A 16,385-nucleotide genomic window follows, 5' to 3' on the forward strand; every position below is an offset into this window, starting at 1 on the left:
CGTCTCTCACGGGGCGGTGGCGGCCGGCTTGTATACTCACACCGCCTCCGGGCGGCCCCCCCCCCCCGGAATTTTTCCGGGGGGGGGGCGCCGCCGTATTGTCTTGAGTGTCAACGCGTCCCTTAAGGAGGGGCTTCATGAGCGTCCCCGTCGTCCACTCGCTGCGCGAACAGATCCGCGAGCACATCGTGGAGGGCATCGTCAGCGGGCGCTGGAAGCCGGGTGAGCGGATCGTGGAGCGCCGGATCGCGACCGAGCTGGAGGTCAGCCAGACCCCGGTGCGCGAGGCGCTGCGTGAGCTGGAGTCGCTGCGGCTGATCGAGTCGTCCCCCAACAAGGGTGTACGGGTACGGAACCTGACGGCGGCCGACCTGGAGGAGAGCTACCCGGTCCGGGCGGGCCTGGAGCAGATCGCGGCGGAGCTGGCGGCGCACCGGCTCGCGGCCGACTGCTCGGCCCTGGAGCCGCACGTGGCGGCCCTGTACGAGGCGGACCGGGCGGCCGACGGCACGGCGCAGGTGCGGCACACGGTGGGCTTCCACCGGGAGCTGGTGAAGGCGGCCGGGAACAGCGTGCTGCTGCACACCTGGGAGGGCCTGGGCATCGAGGTCTTCACGGCGCTCTCGATCCGCTGGCTCGGCACGGTCCAGAAGTCGTACGCGGAGGAGCACCAGGAGCTTGTGGAAGCCTTCCGCCGCGGCGACCCCCAGATCGGCACCCTGGTAAAAGCCCACGTCCTGGGCTGCGCCCCAAGGGCCTGAAATCACCCCCGTACACCGATGAGCGGGCCCCGCACCGGGGCCCGCTCATTCGTGCGAGTGCCCTCTCATCCGCTCCCTCACCTGCGAAAACAAGGCACCCGGTGCCCGTTTTCGCGGCACCCTGTGCCGACTTTGGGGTTCCGGTGAAGTTTTTCCCTTCCAGACTTTGATCGATCATCGATCGGCGGCTTACAGTCTTCGGCGGGCCGTTACCCGGCCCTTCGCCCTGTCCTGCCAGACAAGGCACCCCTTCTCCACCCCCATCTGTCCGGAAGGCGGCGATCATGACCGATCCCGTAGGCAAGATTCCGAGCGAGCTCGACCAGCTCCCGGACCGTGACACCGAGGAGACCGCCGAGTGGGCGGCCTCCCTGGATGCCGTCACCAAGGCCGCCGGCCCTCACCGGGCCGCCTACCTGATGCGCCGCACGCTCCAGCACGCCGAGGGCGCGGGCCTCGCCCTGCCCAAGCTGCTGGAGACGGACTACGTCAACACCATCCCCACCTCCGCCGAGCCGGCCATCGACGGCGACGAGGAGATGGAGCGCAGGATCACCGCCTGGAACCGCTGGAACGCGGCCGCCATGGTGACCCGCGGCGCCAAGCACGGCGTCGGCGGCCACATCGCCACCTTCGCCTCCGCGGCCTGGCTCTACGAGACCGGCTTCAACCACTTCTTCAAGGGCAAGGAGTCCGGCGACGCCGCCGGTTCCGGCGACCAGCTCTACATCCAGGGCCACGCCTCCCCCGGCATCTACGCCCGCGCCTTCCTCGACGGCCGCCTCACCGAGGCGCACCTCGACAACTTCCGGCAGGAGTCCGGCGGCAACGGTCTGCCCTCCTACCCGCACCCGCGCCGCCTGCCCTGGCTCTGGGAGTTCCCGACCGTCTCCATGGGGCTCGGTCCGCTCTCCGCCATCTACCAGGCGCGCTTCAACCGCTATCTCACCAACCGCGGCATCAAGGACGTCTCGTCCTCGCACGTGTGGGCGTTCCTCGGCGACGGCGAGATGGACGAGCCCGAGTCGACGGCGGCCCTCGCACTCGCCGCCCGCGAGGGTCTGGACAACCTGACCTTCGTCATCAACTGCAACCTGCAGCGCCTCGACGGCCCGGTCCGCGCCAACTTCAAGATCGTGCAGGAGCTGGAGGCCCAGTTCCGCGGCGCCGGCTGGAACGTCGTGAAGTCGATGTGGGGCAACGCCTGGGACGAGCTCTTCGCGCTCGACACCAACGGCGCCCTCGTCCGCCGCCTCCGCGAGGTCCCGGACGCGCAGGTCCAGACGTACCAGACCCGCGACGCCGCCTACATCCGCCAGGACTTCTTCGGCTCCGACCCCGCGCTCGTCGCGATGGCGCAGCTGCTGAGCGACGACAAGATCCTGGAGTGCTTCCACCTCTCCCGCGGTGGCCACGAGCCGCGCAAGGTGTACGCCGCGTACAAGGCAGCCCTGTCCCACAAGGGCGCGCCGACCGTCGTCCTGGCTCAGACCGTCAAGGGCTTCACCCTCGGTGAGGGCTTCGCGTCGAAGAACGCGAACCACCAGATGAAGAAGCTCAGCACGGACGAGTTCAAGGCCATGCGTGACCTGCTCGACCTGCCGATCTCCGACGCGCAGTTCGTCGACGGCGTGGTGCCCTACGGCCACCCCGGCGCCGACTCCGCCGAGGTCCGCTACCTCCAGGAGCGCCGCGCGGCGCTCGGCGGCCCGGCCCCCGCCCGCCGCGTGCAGCCGCTCGCCCCGCTGCCTGCCCCGGCCGAGAAGGCCTTCGCCGCCTTCGACAAGGGCTCCGGCTCGCAGTCGATCGCGACGACGATGGCCTTCGTACGGCTGGTGAAGGACCTGGTCCGCGACAAGGAGACCGGCAAGCGCTGGGTCCCGATCGTCCCGGACGAGGCCCGTACCTTCGGTATGGAGTCGCTGTTCCCGTCGCTCGGCATCTACTCGCCGAAGGGCCAGACGTACGAGCCGGTCGACCGTGACCAGCTGATGTACTACAAGGAGGCCGTCAACGGCCAGATCCTCAACGAGGGGATCACCGAGGCCGGTTCGATGGCCGACTTCATCGCCGCTTCCACCGCGTACTCCACGCACGGTGAGGCGATGATCCCGTTCTACATCTTCTACTCGATGTTCGGCTGGCAGCGCACCGCCGACCAGATGTGGCAGCTCGGCGACCAGCTCGGCCGCGGCTTCCTCGTCGGCGCGACCGCCGGTCGTACGACGCTGACCGGTGAGGGCCTCCAGCACGCCGACGGGCACTCCCCCGTCATCGCGGCCACCAACCCGGCCGCCCTGACGTACGACCCGGCGTTCGCCTACGAGGTCGCGGCGATCGTCAAGGAGGGTCTGCGCCGGATGTACGGCGAGGCCGCCGAGGGCGAGGACCAGAACGTCTTCTACTACCTCACGGTCTACAACGAGCCGATGCCGCAGCCGGCCAAGCCGGCCGGGGTCGACGAGGGCATCATCAAGGGCCTGTACCGCTTCAACACGGCGGAGTCGGCCGGCCTGGACCTCCCGGCGAACGCCTCGCGGATCCAGCTGCTCTCCTCCGGTACGGCCATCCACTGGGCCCTGGAGGCGCAGAAGCTGCTCGCCGCCGAGTGGGGCGTGGGCGCCGACGTGTGGTCCGCGACCTCCTGGACGGAGCTGCGGCGCGACGCGCTCGAGGCCGACGCGGCGCTGCTGCGTGGCGAGGAGCAGGTGCCGTACGTCCGCAAGGCGCTGGAGGGCGTGGACTCGCCGGTCCTGGCCGTCTCCGACTACATGCGTCAGGTCCCGGACCAGATCGCGCAATGGGTCGAGCAGGACTGGTCCTCGCTCGGTGCGGACGGCTTCGGTCTGTCCGACACCCGTGACGCGGCCCGCCGCCACTTCGGTGTCGACGCGCAGTCGATCGTCGTCGCGGCCCTGGCCCAGCTCGCCCGTCGCGGCGAGGTCCAGGCCTCGGCCGTGAAGGAGGCGCGCGAGCGCTACGGCCTGTAAGGGCCCCGGGTTTGTCAGTGGCGGCACGCATGATGGATTCATGCGTGCCGCCCGGCTTATCAAGATGGTCCTGCTCCTCCAGTCCCGGCCCTCGATGACGGCGGCCGAGCTGGCGGAGGAGCTGGAGGTGTCCGAGAGGACGATCACCCGCGATGCCCTCGCCCTCTCGGAGGCGGGGGTTCCGGTGTACGCGGACCGGGGCAGGGCCGGCGGGTACCGGCTGATCGGCGGGTACCGCACACGGCTCACGGGTCTCGCGCGCGGTGAGGCCGAGGCGCTGTTCCTGTCCGGACTGCCGGGCGCGCTGCGGGACATGGGCCTTCAGGACGCGGCCTCGGCGGCCCGGCTGAAGGTCTCGGCAGCGCTGCTGCCCTCGCTGCGCGACGCCCCGGAGTCGGCGGCGCGGCGCTTCCTGCTCGACGCTCCCGGCTGGTACCAGGAGCCGGAGACCCCGGACCTGCTGCCGCCGATCGCGGAGGCGGTCTGGGACGACCGGATGCTCTCCGCCCGCTACCGCCGCGGGGACGGCGAGGTGGACCGTGACCTCGCTCCGTACGGCCTCGTGCTGAAGGCGGGCGTCTGGTACCTGTGCGCGCGTTCGGGTACGGCCCTGCGTACGTACCGGGTGGACCGCTTCACGGCGGTCGCGCTCACCGATGAACGGTTCGTACGGGACGAGGAGTTCGACCTGTCCGCGTTCTGGGCGGAGCGCGCGGCGGAGTTCGCCCGCTCGATCCTGCGCGCCGAGGTCGTGCTGCGGCTCTCCGAGGCGGGCGCGCGCCGCCTCCCGTACGTGACGGACCGCGCGGCGGCCGAGGAGGCCCTGGCGGGCGGTACGGAGGACGAGGCGGGCCGGACGACGGCGACGCTCCTCGTGGAGGACGAGGAGGTCGCCTTCAGCCAGCTGCTCGCGCTCGGCGCGGAGGCGGAGGTGCTCGGCCCGGAGTCCCTCCGGGCCCGTTTCGTGGGGGCGGCGGAGGGCCTGTCGGCGCTCTACCGGTAGGCGTCCGTCGGCGGTGATCGGCCGCCGTCAGCGGTAGTCGGCCACGTCCGGCGTGCCCGTCTCGCCGGCGAGCATGTAGCCCCAGGCGTCCGGCTGGGAGCCGTCCTCGTCCGTGAAGCCGTACACCTTGGCCAGTTGGCCGCTGGAGAGCGACCGGCCGGTCCAGCGGGCCCGGTCGGGGTCGGCGGCCAGGGCGGCGACGGCGCGGCCGACGTAGGCCGGGGACTCGGCGATCTCGAAGCCGGGGATCTTCTCGATGGCGTCCCGCCAGTTCTCCTCGGTCACGCCGAAGGCCGCCAGCATCTGCTCGGAGCGCAGCCAGCCGGGCGTGAGGCAGACCGCGGTGGCGTCGACGTCCTTCAGGTCGTGGGCGAGCGCGAAGGCCATCCGGATCGGGGCGTTCTTGGTGAGGTCGTAGAAGAAGTTCTCCCGGAACCGCGTGTTCCATTCGGCGGTGCCGTCCGTCATCTCGACGACGAGTCCGCCCGGGTGGCGGATCAGCAGCGGCAGCGCGAGGCGGGAGGTGATCGCGTGCGTGCGCACGCCGAGCTCCATCATCCGCAGCCCGTCGGTCAGATCGGTCTCCCAGATCTTCTTGCCGAACTTGAGCAGGTGCTCCCCGCCCCACACGTCGTTGACGAGGACGTCGAGCCGGCCCCGCTCCTCGTCGATGCGCGCGACCAGCGCCTCGACCTGGTCGATCTCCAGGTGGTCGGTCGGCACCGCGACGCCCTCGCCGCCGGCCGCCGTCACCAGCTCGGCCGTCTCCTCGATCGTCTCGGTCGCACGCCCGACCTCACTGACCCTCTCCCGGGTGGTGCGCCCGGTCACGTAGACGGTGGCGCCGGCCGCGCCCAGCTGTACGGCGATGGCCCGTCCCGCGCCCCGTGTGGCGCCCGCGACCAGTGCGATCCTGCCGCTCAGCGGCTTCGTTGTGGTCTCCATGGAAGGAGCGTGACAGGAAAGTACGACATCTCCTGTCCGATTTGATTTTGGCTGTTTCCGGGTGCGCCGCCCTCCCCCACGGTCGATGCTGGATGCCGTGATGGACGAAACGGAGTTCTGGGAGATCATCGACTCGACCCGAGAGGCCGCCGAGGGCGATCCCGAGGAACACGCCGACCTGCTCGTCGAGCGGCTGCTGCAGCTCGACCCCGACTCCGTGCTGGACTTCGCCCGCCATTTCGAGGCCCGCTACAACCGCGCGTACCGCTGGGATCTGTGGGGCGCGGCGGCGGTACTGCTCGACGGGGCGGGCGACGACGCCTTCGACTACTTCCGCTGCTGGCTGATCGGCCAGGGCAGGGAGGTCTTCGAGGGCGCGGTGCACGATCCGGACGCCCTCGCCGAGCTGCTCGACGACTTCGACGAGGAGATCGACGGGGACGGCGAGGAGCTGGGGTTCGCCGCGGACGAGGCGTACGAGCAGCTCACCGGGGCCGAGGCGCCCGACCTGGGGATTCCGCCGCAGCCGGCGGAGCCGGAGGGCGTGGCCTTCGACCTGGCGGACGACGCGGCGCTCGCGGCGCGCTACCCGCGCCTGTGGGAACGCTTCGGCGCGCTGGCGGGCTGAGGCTCCGTACGGGCGTAAGAGGTACGGACCCGGGGGCCGTCCCACCCCGGGTCCGTACCGGTCTTGGGCGCCTCAGAAGTGCGTGCCGCCGTCGATGCGGACCTCGGTGCCGGTGATGAACCTGCCGTCCTCGCTCGCCAGCATCGCGACGACGCCGGCGACGGTCTCCGGACCGGCGAAGCCCTGGCCGAGGGCGGGGGCGAGCTTCATGAAGAGGGACAGGTCGGCGTCCTCGGGCAGGCCGGGGCCGACGCTCTGCCGGCTGGCTCCGGTGCCGTCGGTCATGCCGGAGGAGATGGAGCCGGGCTGGACGGCGGTGAAGCGGATGCCCTGCTTGGCGTACTCGGCGGCGAGCGCGTGCGTCATGGACTGGATGCCGCCCTTGCTGGCCGCGTAGGCGGCCATGTACGGGTGGGCGAACTGCGCCGAGGTGGAGGAGAAGTTCACGACGGCGGAGCCGTCACCCTCGATGAGGGACGGGATCGCCTCGCGGATCATCAGGAAGGTGCCGGTCAGGTTGATCCGGACGACCTGCTCGAAGGAGTCGAGGGTGGTCTCGTGGGTGTGCGAGGAGCGCAGGATTCCGGCCGCGTTGACCAGCACGTCCAGGCCACCGAGGGCCGTGACGGCGGCGGCGACGCCCTCGCGCACGGAGGCCTCGTCGGCGACGTTCACGACGACCGTGGTGAGCCGGTCGGCGGCGGCGCCGGCCTTGGCGACGGTGTCCTTGAGGCCGTCCTCGCTGATGTCGGCGGCGACGACGCGACCGCCCTCGGCGAGCATGCGCAGCACGGTGGCCTGGCCGATGCCGGAGCCGCCACCGGTGACCAGTGCGCGGCGTCCTTCGTAGCGGTTCATGTCCTGTCCGACCTCTCGATGGCGAGCTTCTCGATGCCCTGATGTCTTGATGCAGAGCACACCGTACGCCTAGGTGGCACGTTTTGCCACAGTTGCATGAAATGCAAGGTCGGCAGAGGTGGGGCGTACCCTCGTACGGTGAGCACCCAGCCCGCCGCCAGGCCCACCACCAGGTCCGCTTCCCTGACCGAGCGCCGCAAGGCGGCCACCCAGCTCGACATCGCGCGCGCCGCCGCCGAGCTCTTCACCGAGCGCGGCCCTGACGGCACGACGGCCGAGGACATCGCGCTGCGCGCCGGGGTCGCGCTGCGCACCTTCTACCGCTACTTCCGCTCCAAGCAGGACGCCGTCGCCCCGCTCCTCGCGGGCGGCGCGGACCGCTGGCGGGAGTCGCTCGCGGCGGCGGAGCCCGGGTCGACCGTGCCGGCCGCCCTCGAACGGTCGATCGCCGAGGCGCTCGCGGGGGCCGACGAGGAGGCCGCCGAGGGGCTGCGCTGGACGCGCGGGCTGCTGCGGGCTGCGACCGAGGACCCGGCGCTGCGGGCTGTCTGGTACCGGGTCAACCAGGAGTCGGAGGAGAAGCTGCTCGCCGTGGTGGCCGAGCTCGCGGGCCCCGACGCGGACCCGCTGGAGGTACGGCTCGCGGCGGCGGCGGCCACGGACGCGATCCGGGTGGCCCTGGAAGCCTGGGCGGAGACGGACGCCCCGGTCCGCGGCAAGGGCGCCCCGGCCGAACTGGCGGTGCGCTGCCTGCGCGAACTCATGGGCGGGATGGGGCCGTTGACACCGCCCGGCACCTAGGCCCGCGAGCCCGGCCTGATCCAAACGAGAGGCCCTAGCCGCTACGGCGTGAGCGAGCGGCCCATCAGGACGTCGTCCACGTACGCGCCGTCCAGGAAGAACTCGCCGGGCAGGACGCCCTCGACGGCGAAGCCCTCGGACGCGTAGAGCGCGCGGGCCGGGGCGTTGTGGCCGAGGACGCGCAGGGTGATCCGCCGGGCGCCCTGGCGCCGGGCCTCGGCCATCGCGGCGCGCAGGAGCGCGCGGGCCACGCCCCGGCCCCGCACGCTCTCGGCCACGGCGAGCCCCTGGATCTGGCGGACGTGCCGGTTGCAGGCGAGCGAGGTGGCGGGAACGAGCCGCAGATAGCCGACGACCACCCCGGTGCCGTCCTCCGCCACCAGGTAGTCCTCGGGCCGGTGCCGCTCGTCGAAGAACGGGCGGTACGGGGGTTCGGGGGCGGGCTGCACCGCGTGCAGCGGCGACCAGGTGGACCGGTCGAGCTCCCCGAGGGCGTCCTCGTCGGCGGGAACGGCCAGGCGTATGCGCGTCTCCGGCGTGATCATGGCGGCCACTGTGCCACGCGAGGGCCCGGAAGGGCAGGATGGGCGCATGGAACGCTCCCGCATCGCCGTCACCGGCGCCTCCGGACTCATCGGCTCGGCCCTGGTGCGCTCCCTGCGCGCCGACGGCCACCAGGTCTCCCGTCTCGTCCGCCGTCCCGCCCGGACCGCCGACGAGGTCGAGTGGGACCCCGCGCGGCTGTACGTGGACGTGGCCGGGCTCGTCGGTGTCGACGCGGTCGTGCACCTGGCGGGCGCGGGTGTCGGCGAGCGCCGCTGGAGCGAGGCGTACAAGAAGGAGATCCGCGACAGCCGCGTGCTCGGTACGCGGGCGATCTCGCAGGCCCTCGCCTCCCTCGCCGAGCCGCCGAAGGTCCTGGTGTGCGGCACGGCGCTGGGCTACTACGGCGACACGGGCTCGCGCGCCGTGGACGAGAGCGCGCCGGCGGGCGAGGGCTTCCTGCCCTCGGTGTGCGTGGAGTGGGAGGCGGAGGGAGCCCCGGCCGAGGAGGCCGGCATCCGGGTCGCGTACGCCCGCACGGGCCTCGTGGTGGCCGCGGAGGGCGGCGCGTGGGGGCGGCTCTTCCCGGTGTTCCGCGCCGGGATCGGCGGGCGGCTCGGCGACGGCCGGCAGTACTGGAGCTTCATCTCGCTGCACGACGAGGTCGCCGCCCTGCGGCACATGATCGACACCGAGTCCCTGTCCGGCCCGGTGAACCTGACGGCCCCTGAGCCGGTCACCAACCGGGAGGTGACGGCGGCGATGGGCCGGGTCCTGCGCCGCCCGACGCTCTTCGCCGTCCCGGCGCCCGCGCTGCGCCTGGCGCTCGGGGAGTTCGCGACCGATGTGATCGGCAGTCAGCGGGTGCTGCCGAGCCGCCTGTTGGAGTCGGGTTTCTCGTTCGCGTTCCCGACGATCGACGAGTCGATCCGCGCGGCGGCCTGATCCGGACTAGGGCCTCTCGTTTGGATCAGGCCGGATCAGGGAGCGGGGCCTGGTGCCGTGCATCGCAAGGCGGAGGAGGGCGTCAACGCGGAGCGTTGGCAACCGACGACAACGCGGCGAGGCACGGTGCCAGGCCCCGCGAGCCCGGCATGATCCAAACGAGAGGCCCTAGAGCCCTGCGGTGCGACCCCGTGCTCCGTGCACCCCCGCGCGCGCCGCTGGCGCGGGTGGGCGCGGCTGTCCGAGGCTGGCAGGCCCTGAATGCGAACGAGGGCATTCCGGGGGCCGGTTGGGGGCATAGGCCTCCCACCAAGCCGCGCCGACCTGGGGAGGGGCACGTGCTCAGTACCGCACGCCAAACGGATGTCGTCACGGACGTCGTCATAGTCGGGGCCGGGATCGCGGGGCTCGCGGCCGCGCACCGGCTGACCAGCGCCGGACTCGGTGTCACGGTCCTGGAGGCCGGCCCCCGGGTCGGCGGCCGGCTGGTCACCGACGACGTCGACGGCTTCCGGCTCGACCGGGTGGGGCCGCTGCTGACGGCGTCGTACGCGGAACTGCTCCGGACCCGGGGGCTCGCCGGGGTGACGCTGCGGCCGTTCGCGCCGGGGGCGATGGTGCACAGCGACGGCCGGTACGCGCGGATCGGCGAACCGTTCCCGCACCCGCGCCGCCGCGCTCCGCACAGCCGGGGGTGGGGGTCCCCGCACGCCGCCTGGCGCGTGGGGGGCGCGTACACGGTGGCGCGCGCCCTCGCGAGCGCCCCCCGGAATCCGGCGGCCTCGCTGGACCAGGCGCGCCTCGGCGCGTCCCTCGCACGGCTCGCGGCGACCCCCGTACAGCGCCTGCTGACGCGTCAGGAGCGGACCGCGCGCGAGGCCCTGACGGCCCGGCTGCCCGCCCGTACCGTCCAGGGCGTGCTGCGGCCCCTGGTCGCGGCCCTGCTCGGCGACCCCGACCTGGGCACGTCCAGCCGGTACGCCGACCTGGCGCTGCGCGCCTTCGCCCGGGGCCGGTTGTCCGTGCCGGAGGGCGGCTCGGGGATGCTGCCCGAACTGCTCGCGGCGGCGCTCCCGGAGGGCACGGTACGGACCGGGGTGCGGGTCACGGAGGTCGGGATCGACCGGGTCGGGACGGCGGAGCACGGGGTGTTCGGCTGCCGCTCGGTGATCCTCGCGACGGGCGCGCGGACGGCGGCCGAGCTGCTGCCGGGGCTGCGGCTGCCCGCCTTCCACGCGGTGACGGTCCTGCACCACACGGCCCCCGAGGCGCCTACGCGGGACCCGGTCCTTCTCCTGGAGTCCGACCCGGGCGGCCCGGTCGCGCACTCGGCGGTCATGAGCGCCGTCGACCCCTCACGCGCGCCCGACGGCCGGGTGCTGGTCACCTCGACGGTCCTGGGCGCCCCGCCCGACGACATGGAGCGACGGGTGCGCAAGCACCTCGCGACGCTGTACGGGACGTCGACGGACGAGTGGGAGCTGCTCGCGCTCCACCACACGCCCGACGCGATCCCGGCGATGCCCCCGCCGCACGACCCGCGCCGCCCGGTCCGGCTCCTCGCCGGTCTCTACGTCTGCGGCGACCACCGCGACACGGCCACCCCGCAGGGCGCCCTCACCTCGGCCCACCGCGCGGCCCACGCGCTCCTGACGGACCTGGGCATCCCCGTCCCGCAGGGCGCCCCGGCGGAGGTCGCGGCCTGAGGGGTCCGTACGGGTACGGGTACGGGTGCCGGTACGGGTACGCGCTCTACGCGGCTCAGCCGATCGCCGCCACGCGGTCGCGGTAGGTACGGACCGCGGCCGCGTCGCGGTACGGCTCCAGGCGGCGCTCGAAGTCCCGGACGTACTCCAGGGCGCGCGCCGAGCGCATCTCGGAGGCCTGCTGGGCCGCCTCCGCGCCGAGGGCGCAGGCCTGGTCCAGTTCGCCGAGGCCGAGGCGGGCGGAGGCGAGGACCACCCGGCAGAACAGCCGGCTGCGGGCGAAGCCGGGGGCGCGGAGCTGGAGGGAGCGTTCGGCGTGCTGGGCGGCGGCGCGGTACTGCTGGAGGTCGCGGTGGCAGTGGCCGAACTCGTCGGCGAGCTGCCCCTCGTCGAAGGGGCGCGCCCAGAACGGCACGTCGTCCCCGGGCCTGGCCGCCTCAAGGGCGCGCTCGGCACGGGCGAGCGCCGCCCCGCACGCCCGCGCCTCGCCGAGCACGCTGTGCCCGCGCGCCTCCACGGAGTGCAGCAGGGCCTGGACGACGGGCGGGGCGGCCGAGCCGACGCCCTGCTGGGCGACCCGGGCCAGCTGCACGGCCTCGCGCCCGTGGCCGAGGTAGACGGCCTGCCGGCTCATGGTGATCAGGACGTACGAGCCGTACGCCCGGTCCCCCGCCGCCTGCGCGAGCCGCAGCGCCTGGACGAAGTACCGCTGGGCGAGTCCGTGCGCCGCGATGTCGTACGAGGTCCAGCCGGCCAGGCGCGTCAGGTCGGCGGCCGCGGCGAACAGGCGGCGGCCGACGGACTCCCCGTACGTGCCGCGCAGCATCGGCTCGGCCTCGTGCTCCAGGTAGCGCACGAGCGCCTGACGGGCGTGGCCGCCGCCGTACGCGTGGTCGAGGGTGCGGAACAGCTCGCCGACCGAGCGCAGGGCGGAGATGTCCCCGCTGGAGACCCGCTGCCCCGGCCCCCGGTCCGTACCGCGCTGCCGGGGGACGGAGAGCCGGCCCTGCGGCGGGACGCGCGGGTCCTGGGCGAGCCGGCCGTCGGGGCCGAGCCGGCCGTTCGGCGCCGGTGGCTCGCCCCGCGCGACCCGGTCGTCGGCGCGCCCGATCAGCCAGTCCCGGCTGGGCACGACGAGGCCCGCCGGGGTGAACGCGATCTTGCGGAGTTCGGCGTGGCTGCCGGAGTCCTTGCGCCACAAGCCGCTGACGATGTCGACCGCCTCCTCTGGCGAGGCGGCGAACTCCAGGCCCGCGTAGACGGGCGCGCAGGCGTCGAGACCGAGATCCTGCGCGGAGAGGCGGCGGCCGAGGCGGCGGGTGAAGACCTCGGCGATGAGGGCGGGCGTGGTGCCCCGGGGCTGCTGGCCACGCAGCCAGCGGGTCACGGAGGTCTTGTCGTACCGCAGGTCGAGCCCGTGCTCCAGGCCTAGCTGGTCGACCCGTCTGGCCAGGCCCGCGTTGGAGAAGCCGGCTTCCGCGATGAGCGCGGCGAGCTGGCGGTTCGGGATGCGCTGCGGAGGTCGTTCCGTCATCAGCTGTGCGGTCTCCTGCCTTCCGGGCCCGGGTGGAACCTCGTGTGGACCCTCCTGGAACGGCGCGAATTTAGCGGCCCTCACCGCCGTTACCGCCACCTTCGCCCCACATTCATCCGATCGTGTGAGGAACGGGAGGGAGGGTTGCCACCGGTGGGCACCTCGTTCGTCGCCGGCTGACGCCAGGGCGGGCCCGGAGCGGCGAACCGATTCTCCCGACGGGACACGCCGTCACGGCCCGTAGCCGTACGGAAGGGGAACGACCACGGACCGTCGCCCCTTCGGTGTCCGTCCGCACCGGCCCGCCGGGGTCGCGCGGCGCCGCCGTACAGTGGCATGGGCGCGAATGACGCATGGTGCCGAACCGGCCCGGGACGATCCCCGGAACCCGGCCACGGCATCCAGGAGGAGGCATTGCCGTGAGTGAGCTGCGATTCGTCCGCTTGGGCTTCGGCGAGGACGCCGTCGAGTACCAGGTGGCCTGGGACAAGCAGCGCGAGGTGCACGCGGCCCGGTTCGCCGACGAGGTCCCGGACACGTGCCTGCTCCTGGAGCACCCGCCCGTGTACACGGCCGGCCGGCGCACGGCGGAGAGCGAGCGCCCCCTCGACGGGACGCCGGTCGTGGACGTGGACCGGGGCGGCAAGATCACCTGGCACGGCCCGGGCCAGCTCGTCGGCTACCCGATCATGAAGCTGCCCCGCCCGGTGGACGTCGTCGCGCACGTCCGCCGCCTGGAGGAGGCGCTGATCCGCACGGCCGCCGAGTTCGGCCTGGAGACCACCCGGATCGAGGGCCGCAGCGGCGTGTGGGTGCTCGGCGACCCGGTCGAGCAGCGGCCCGCGCTGGGCGGGCTCTCCCTGGACTTCGACCCCCGGCTGACGGACGACGAGTTCGACCCGCGCCTCAACGGTCCGGAGTACGCCCCGTCCAACGCCGGCCAGCGCCGCGAGGACCGGAAGCTGGCGGCGATCGGCATCCGGGTCGCCAAGGGCGTCACCATGCACGGCTTCGCGCTGAACGTGAACCCGGACAACACCTGGTTCGACCGGATCATCCCGTGCGGCATCCGCGACGCGGGCGTCGCCTCGCTCGCGAACGAGCTGGGCCGGGACATCACGATCGAGGACGTCCTGCCGGTGGTCGAGAGGCACCTCACCGAGGTCCTGGAGAACGCGGAGCTGAAGGCGCGCGAGATCCCCGAGCCCGACGCCGCCCCCGCACACGAGTCCACGTCCGTGCCCGCGTCCGCCTAGGGAATCGCCCTGGGAATGACGGGCCCTGGCCACAGGTTGGCCAAGCGTAAACAAAACCGCATGAACAACGGGCGTACCCTGGTGTGCGCCGAAGAATCGAAGCTACAGGGAGCCGGTCGTGTCCGCAGTCGCACCCGACGGACGCAAGATGCTGCGCCTGGAGGTCCGTAACGCCCAGACCCCCATCGAGCGCAAGCCCGAGTGGATCAAGACCCGGGCGAAGATGGGACCCGAGTACACGAAGATGCAGGGCCTCGTGAAGAAGGAGGGCCTGCACACGGTCTGCCAGGAGGCGGGCTGTCCCAACATCTTCGAGTGCTGGGAGGACCGCGAGGCCACCTTCCTCATCGGCGGCGACCAGTGCACGAGGCGCTGCGACTTCTGCCAGATCGACACGGGCAAGCCCGAGGCCCTGGACCGTGACGAGCCCCGCCGCGTCGGCGAGTCGGTCGTCACGATGGACCTGAACTACGCCACCATCACCGGCGTCGCGCGCGACGACCTGGAGGACGGCGGCGCCTGGCTGTACGCGGAGACCGTGCGCCAGATCCACGAGCAGACGGCGGGCCGCGCCGACGGCCGTACGAAGGTCGAGCTGCTCGCCCCCGACTTCAACGCGGTGCCTGAGCTCCTCGCCGAGGTCTTCGCCTCGCGCCCCGAGGTCTTCGCGCACAACGTCGAGACGGTGCCCCGGATCTTCAAGCGGATCCGCCCCGGCTTCCGCTACGAGCGCTCGCTGGACGTCATCACGCGGGCCCGTGACTACGGTCTGGTCACGAAGTCGAACCTGATCCTCGGCATGGGCGAGACCCGCGAGGAGATCAGCGAGGCGCTCCAGCAGCTGCACGAGGCCGGTTGCGAGCTGATCACGATCACGCAGTACCTGCGTCCCACGGTCCGGCACCACCCCGTGGAGCGCTGGGTGAAGCCTCAGGAGTTCGTGGAGCTGAAGGAGGAGGCCGACGAGATCGGCTTCTCCGGTGTGATGTCGGGCCCGCTGGTGCGCTCCTCGTACCGCGCGGGCCGGCTGTACCAACAGGCGATCGAGAAGCGCGGCGAGGTCGACAACGCGACCCAGGCGGTCTGATCTCCCACCCCCTCCACACTGTGTGAACTCGCGCACAAGTAGTTACCGGCAGGTAGTGGCCGGAACCGACGCGGCCCGTACGACCCCCCAGCTCAGGGGGCTCGTATGGGCCGCGTCAGCGTTTCCGGAGGCGTACAGATGGCCCCATCAACGTTTCATCAGTGTTTGACCGCCGGGTCACGCACTGGTAACACCAGTCTGTGAGCCTGGCTTCACTCACCGCCACCGCGGGAACGCCACACTCCGCTCCACCCCCCACCTCATCTCATCCACGCTTGAGGGAGGACCTCGTCATGCAGGCCGCGACACACGTCCGTGCCACCGCCATCCCGTCCGTCACCGACGCCCTGAGGGCCGTCGAGGCGCTGCTGCTCGCCGGCGGCCAGCGGACCGCCCGCCGCAACGCCTGGACGTCGGTCCTGGAGGACCGCCGCCGGGCGAAGGACCGGGTCGAGGCCCAGGATGTGATGGAGGCCGTGGCTGGCCACGCTTCCCGGGCCACGTAAACTTCAGGACATGGCGAGGAAGGCAAACACGGGCAGCGGCGACGCTGCGAATCAGGGGCGACTGAAGCAGATCGCCCTCACGTACAAGATGACCCGAAAGGCCGACCCGAAGGTCGGGCTTGTCGTCGCGGGCGTGGGCATCGTCGTACTCGGTGTCCTCCTCGCGATCGGCTTCCTGATCGGTCACCCGGTCTACCTGGGCATTCTGGGCTTCATCCTGGCGCTGCTCGCGATGGCGATCATCTTCGGACGACGTGCCGAGCGCGCGGCCTTCGGGCAGATGGAGGGCCAGCCGGGCGCGGCCGCGGCGGTGCTGCAGAACGTCGGGCGCGGGTGGACGACGACCCCGGCGATCGCGATGAACAAGAGCCAGGACGTCGTGCACCGCGCGGTCGGCCGGGCGGGCATCGTGCTGGTGGCCGAGGGCAACCCGAACCGGCTGAAGCCGCTGCTCGCGGCCGAGAAGAAGAAGATGGCCCGCATCGTCGTGGACGTGCCGGTCACCGACATCATCGTGGGCGACGGCGAAGGTCAGGTGCCTCTCAAGAAGGTCCGTACGACCATGCTGAAGCTCCCGCGCGTCCTCTCGGGCCCGCAGGTGACGGCGACCAACGACCGGCTGCGGGCGCTGGGCGACCTGATGAGCAACATGCCGCTGCCGAAGGGTCCGATGCCGAAGGGCATGCGGATGCCGCGCGGCGGAAAGATGCGCTGACCCTCTGACGTAGGACGAAGAAGGGGGGGGCCGGGGGGGGGCGGGTGGGGGGGGGGGCCGGGGGGCGTGTGGTTAATAAAAACGATGACCCCCCGGCCCCGAAGGCA

Annotated in this window: 15 protein-coding genes; 11 read left to right on the plus strand and 4 right to left on the minus strand. The window is 72.4% G+C overall.

Annotated elements, in window-relative coordinates:
- Nucleotides 1-137 precede the first annotated feature (137 nt).
- The 3 genes from ACFWRO_RS36435 (at nt 138) to ACFWRO_RS36445 (ending at nt 4,754) form a co-directional block, all read left to right on the plus strand.
- A complete protein-coding gene (locus ACFWRO_RS36435) occupies nt 138-761 on the plus strand; it encodes a GntR family transcriptional regulator (protein WP_384518796.1) in 624 nt (207 codons plus the stop codon).
- A 284-nt stretch (nt 762-1,045) separates the two neighbouring features.
- Nucleotides 1,046-3,751, plus strand: a complete 2,706-nt coding sequence (gene aceE, locus ACFWRO_RS36440; RefSeq protein ID WP_384518799.1) for a pyruvate dehydrogenase (acetyl-transferring), homodimeric type — start codon at nt 1,046-1,048, stop codon at nt 3,749-3,751.
- Between the two features lie 40 nt (nt 3,752-3,791).
- Nucleotides 3,792-4,754 (plus strand): helix-turn-helix transcriptional regulator, encoded by a 963-nt coding sequence (locus ACFWRO_RS36445; protein WP_384518802.1) that lies wholly within the window; start codon nt 3,792-3,794, stop codon nt 4,752-4,754.
- A gap of 27 nt (nt 4,755-4,781) precedes the next feature.
- Here the strand turns inward: ACFWRO_RS36445 and ACFWRO_RS36450 are convergent, their stop codons facing one another.
- Nucleotides 4,782-5,699 carry an SDR family oxidoreductase gene (locus ACFWRO_RS36450; protein WP_384518805.1) on the minus strand — a complete coding sequence of 306 codons (918 nt, stop codon included), beginning with the start codon at nt 5,697-5,699 and terminating at the stop codon, nt 4,782-4,784.
- Nucleotides 5,700-5,799: 100 nt separating this feature from the next.
- Here ACFWRO_RS36450 and ACFWRO_RS36455 point away from each other — a divergent pair, with 100 nt between their 5' ends.
- Nucleotides 5,800-6,327 (plus strand): DUF4240 domain-containing protein, encoded by a 528-nt coding sequence (locus tag ACFWRO_RS36455; RefSeq protein WP_384518834.1) that lies wholly within the window; start codon nt 5,800-5,802, stop codon nt 6,325-6,327.
- Between the two features lie 72 nt (nt 6,328-6,399).
- Here the strand turns inward: ACFWRO_RS36455 and ACFWRO_RS36460 are convergent, their stop codons facing one another.
- Nucleotides 6,400-7,185 carry an SDR family NAD(P)-dependent oxidoreductase gene (locus ACFWRO_RS36460; RefSeq protein ID WP_384518808.1) on the minus strand — a complete coding sequence of 262 codons (786 nt, stop codon included), beginning with the start codon at nt 7,183-7,185 and terminating at the stop codon, nt 6,400-6,402.
- A gap of 138 nt (nt 7,186-7,323) precedes the next feature.
- On the opposite strand from ACFWRO_RS36460, the gene ACFWRO_RS36465 reads away from it, so the two are divergent.
- Nucleotides 7,324-7,986 carry a TetR family transcriptional regulator gene (locus ACFWRO_RS36465; protein ID WP_384518810.1) on the plus strand — a complete coding sequence of 221 codons (663 nt, stop codon included), beginning with the start codon at nt 7,324-7,326 and terminating at the stop codon, nt 7,984-7,986.
- A gap of 41 nt (nt 7,987-8,027) precedes the next feature.
- On the opposite strand, the gene ACFWRO_RS36470 is transcribed toward ACFWRO_RS36465, so the two are convergent.
- Complete coding sequence (locus ACFWRO_RS36470) at nt 8,028-8,531, minus strand: GNAT family N-acetyltransferase (RefSeq protein ID WP_384518813.1); 504 nt, start codon at nt 8,529-8,531, stop codon at nt 8,028-8,030.
- 46 nt (nt 8,532-8,577) lie between these two features.
- Between ACFWRO_RS36470 and ACFWRO_RS36475 the strand changes: the two genes are divergently transcribed.
- Both ACFWRO_RS36475 and ACFWRO_RS36480 read left to right on the plus strand, forming a co-directional pair.
- Complete coding sequence (locus tag ACFWRO_RS36475) at nt 8,578-9,474, plus strand: TIGR01777 family oxidoreductase (RefSeq protein WP_384518815.1); 897 nt, start codon at nt 8,578-8,580, stop codon at nt 9,472-9,474.
- 338 nt (nt 9,475-9,812) lie between these two features.
- Entirely contained in the window at nt 9,813-11,180 is a 1,368-nt protein-coding gene (locus ACFWRO_RS36480) for an NAD(P)/FAD-dependent oxidoreductase (protein ID WP_384518817.1), read from the plus strand.
- Between the two features lie 55 nt (nt 11,181-11,235).
- Here the strand turns inward: ACFWRO_RS36480 and ACFWRO_RS36485 are convergent, their stop codons facing one another.
- Nucleotides 11,236-12,714, minus strand: coding sequence for a regulator (locus ACFWRO_RS36485; protein WP_384518820.1), 1,479 nt, complete (start codon nt 12,712-12,714; stop codon nt 11,236-11,238).
- 419 nt (nt 12,715-13,133) lie between these two features.
- Here ACFWRO_RS36485 and lipB point away from each other — a divergent pair, with 419 nt between their 5' ends.
- The 4 genes from lipB (at nt 13,134) to ACFWRO_RS36505 (ending at nt 16,278) form a co-directional block, all read left to right on the plus strand.
- On the plus strand, nt 13,134-13,970 hold the full coding sequence (lipB, locus tag ACFWRO_RS36490; protein ID WP_384518823.1) for a lipoyl(octanoyl) transferase LipB: 837 nt from the start codon (nt 13,134-13,136) through the stop codon (nt 13,968-13,970).
- Nucleotides 13,971-14,088: 118 nt separating this feature from the next.
- Nucleotides 14,089-15,057: a lipoyl synthase gene (gene lipA / locus ACFWRO_RS36495; protein ID WP_384518826.1), complete on the plus strand. Its 969-nt coding sequence runs from the start codon at nt 14,089-14,091 to the stop codon at nt 15,055-15,057.
- Nucleotides 15,058-15,350: 293 nt separating this feature from the next.
- A complete protein-coding gene (locus ACFWRO_RS36500; RefSeq protein WP_384518828.1) occupies nt 15,351-15,563 on the plus strand; it encodes a hypothetical protein in 213 nt (70 codons plus the stop codon).
- 10 nt (nt 15,564-15,573) lie between these two features.
- On the plus strand, nt 15,574-16,278 hold the full coding sequence (locus tag ACFWRO_RS36505) for a DUF4191 domain-containing protein (RefSeq protein WP_384518831.1): 705 nt from the start codon (nt 15,574-15,576) through the stop codon (nt 16,276-16,278).
- Nucleotides 16,279-16,385: the final 107 nt, after the last annotated feature.

Source organism: Streptomyces sp. NPDC058579 (genome assembly GCF_042718575.1).
Lineage (GTDB): Bacteria > Actinomycetota > Actinomycetes > Streptomycetales > Streptomycetaceae > Streptomyces.

Bases quoted from the DNA above. Each gene is read 5' to 3' on its own strand.
- ACFWRO_RS36450 (WP_384518805.1), bottom strand. From the start codon at position 5,699: ATGGAGACCACAACGAAGCCGCTGAGCGGCAGGATCGCACTGGTCGCG.
- aceE (WP_384518799.1), top strand. From the start codon at position 1,046: ATGACCGATCCCGTAGGCAAGATTCCGAGCGAGCTCGACCAGCTCCCG.
- ACFWRO_RS36435 (WP_384518796.1), top strand. From the start codon at position 138: ATGAGCGTCCCCGTCGTCCACTCGCTGCGCGAACAGATCCGCGAGCAC.
- ACFWRO_RS36505 (WP_384518831.1), top strand. From the start codon at position 15,574: ATGGCGAGGAAGGCAAACACGGGCAGCGGCGACGCTGCGAATCAGGGG.
- ACFWRO_RS36485 (WP_384518820.1), bottom strand. From the start codon at position 12,714: ATGACGGAACGACCTCCGCAGCGCATCCCGAACCGCCAGCTCGCCGCG.
- ACFWRO_RS36500 (WP_384518828.1), top strand. From the start codon at position 15,351: ATGCAGGCCGCGACACACGTCCGTGCCACCGCCATCCCGTCCGTCACC.
- ACFWRO_RS36460 (WP_384518808.1), bottom strand. From the start codon at position 7,185: ATGAACCGCTACGAAGGACGCCGCGCACTGGTCACCGGTGGCGGCTCC.
- ACFWRO_RS36445 (WP_384518802.1), top strand. From the start codon at position 3,792: ATGCGTGCCGCCCGGCTTATCAAGATGGTCCTGCTCCTCCAGTCCCGG.
- ACFWRO_RS36470 (WP_384518813.1), bottom strand. From the start codon at position 8,531: ATGATCACGCCGGAGACGCGCATACGCCTGGCCGTTCCCGCCGACGAG.
- ACFWRO_RS36475 (WP_384518815.1), top strand. From the start codon at position 8,578: ATGGAACGCTCCCGCATCGCCGTCACCGGCGCCTCCGGACTCATCGGC.
- ACFWRO_RS36455 (WP_384518834.1), top strand. From the start codon at position 5,800: ATGGACGAAACGGAGTTCTGGGAGATCATCGACTCGACCCGAGAGGCC.